The organism is Kitasatospora sp. NPDC048722, assembly GCF_040650235.1.
Lineage (GTDB): Bacteria > Actinomycetota > Actinomycetes > Streptomycetales > Streptomycetaceae > Kitasatospora.
This window is the reverse complement of record NZ_JBEZGX010000177.1, coordinates 1-1,314: the sequence shown is the minus strand read 5'-3', so window position 1 is coordinate 1,314 and position 1,314 is coordinate 1. Positions and strand designations below refer to the sequence as shown.

General features: G+C 68.9%; 1 protein-coding gene. It reads right to left on the bottom strand.

All coding sequences use genetic code 11. The features are described from left to right. Positions 1-39: 39 nt before the first annotated feature. Complete coding sequence (locus AB0C76_RS41370) at positions 40-1,188, bottom strand: IS30 family transposase (protein WP_359975958.1); 1,149 nt, start codon at positions 1,186-1,188, stop codon at positions 40-42. Between the last annotated feature and the right edge of the window lie 126 nt (positions 1,189-1,314).

Here is a 1,314-nt window from a genome sequence, read left to right as displayed (position 1 = left end):
GGCGGTTTCTAGGGGTCGTTGCAACACGTGGTCGGTTGTCTAGGCCGCGATGAGTTTATGCAGACGCTCGGCTGGGGTTTCCCAGCCGAGCGTTTTGCGTGGGCGACCGTTGAGCTCGGCGGCGACGTGGACCAGGTCCTCCGGGGTGTGGACGGACAGGTCGGTGCCCTTGGGGAAGTACTGCCGCAGCAGGCCGTTCGTGTTCTCGTTCGATCCGCGTTGCCATGGGCTGGCGGGGTCGCAGAAGTAGACCGGGACGCCGGTGGCCACCGTGAATGAGCCGTGGGCTGCCATCTCGGAACCCTGGTCCCAGGTCAGCGAGCGGACCAGGTGGGCGGGCAGGGTCTGGACGGTCTCGACGAGGGCGTCGCGCACGTGCTCGGCGGTGCGGCCGTTCGGCAGGTGCAGGAGCATGACGTAGCGGGTGTGGCGTTCGACCAGGGTGCCGATGGCGGAGGCGTTGTCCTTGCCGAGGATCAGGTCGCCTTCCCAGTGTCCGGGAACCGCGCGGTCCTCGACCTCCGCCGGGCGCTCGCTGATCATGACCATCGGGGTGGCGAACCTGGGCTGGCGGCAGTTGGCCTGGCGGTGCGGCTTGCGGCGCGCGCGGCCACTGCGCAGGGCGCCGGCCAGCTCGCGGCGCAGTTCTCCCCGTCCTTGGACGTAGAGGGCCTGGTAGACCGTCTCGTGGACCACGTGCATCTCCGGCCGCTCGGGAAAGGTGTCCCGCAGAGCCTGGCAGATCTGCTCCGGGCTCCACTTCCTGTCCAGATGGTGCTGGATGAAGCCCCGAAGCTCCGGGTTCTGGCCGATCTTGCGCGGCTTGGGCCGGGGGCGGCGGGTGTCGGCGCGGGCCTGGGCGGCATGCGGGCGGTAGGCCAGACGGTGCCCGTCCCCCGGCAGGGCAGTGCCGTTGCGGCGTATCTCGCGGCTGATCGTGGAGGGGCTGCGGCCTAGCTCAGCGGCGATCGTCCGGATGGACGCCTTCTCCCGCAGCCGGTCGGCGATGTGGACCCGATCCGCCTCACGCAGGTACCGGGACGGGCCGGCAGTCGGCAACGGCTCCAGGATCGGTGGCCTGGCCTTGTCCTTGCCTGAGGCGTTGCGGCCGTTGCGCCAGCGCTTGCCCGTGCGCAGATTGATCCCGACGCGTTCGCACGCTTCCCGACTGCTCAGGCCCTGGTCCATGAGCCGGAAGTATTCCTCCCGCTCACGGACCAGGGTCCTCGACCCTTGAGCCACCGTCCGGTTCTTCCGGATCTCGAACATCGCACCCCTTGAAGTGGGGTGTTGCAACGATCCCTAGAACTCAAG

Bases quoted from the DNA above. Each gene is read 5' to 3' on its own strand.
- AB0C76_RS41370 (WP_359975958.1), bottom strand. From the start codon at position 1,188: ATGGACCAGGGCCTGAGCAGTCGGGAAGCGTGCGAACGCGTCGGGATC.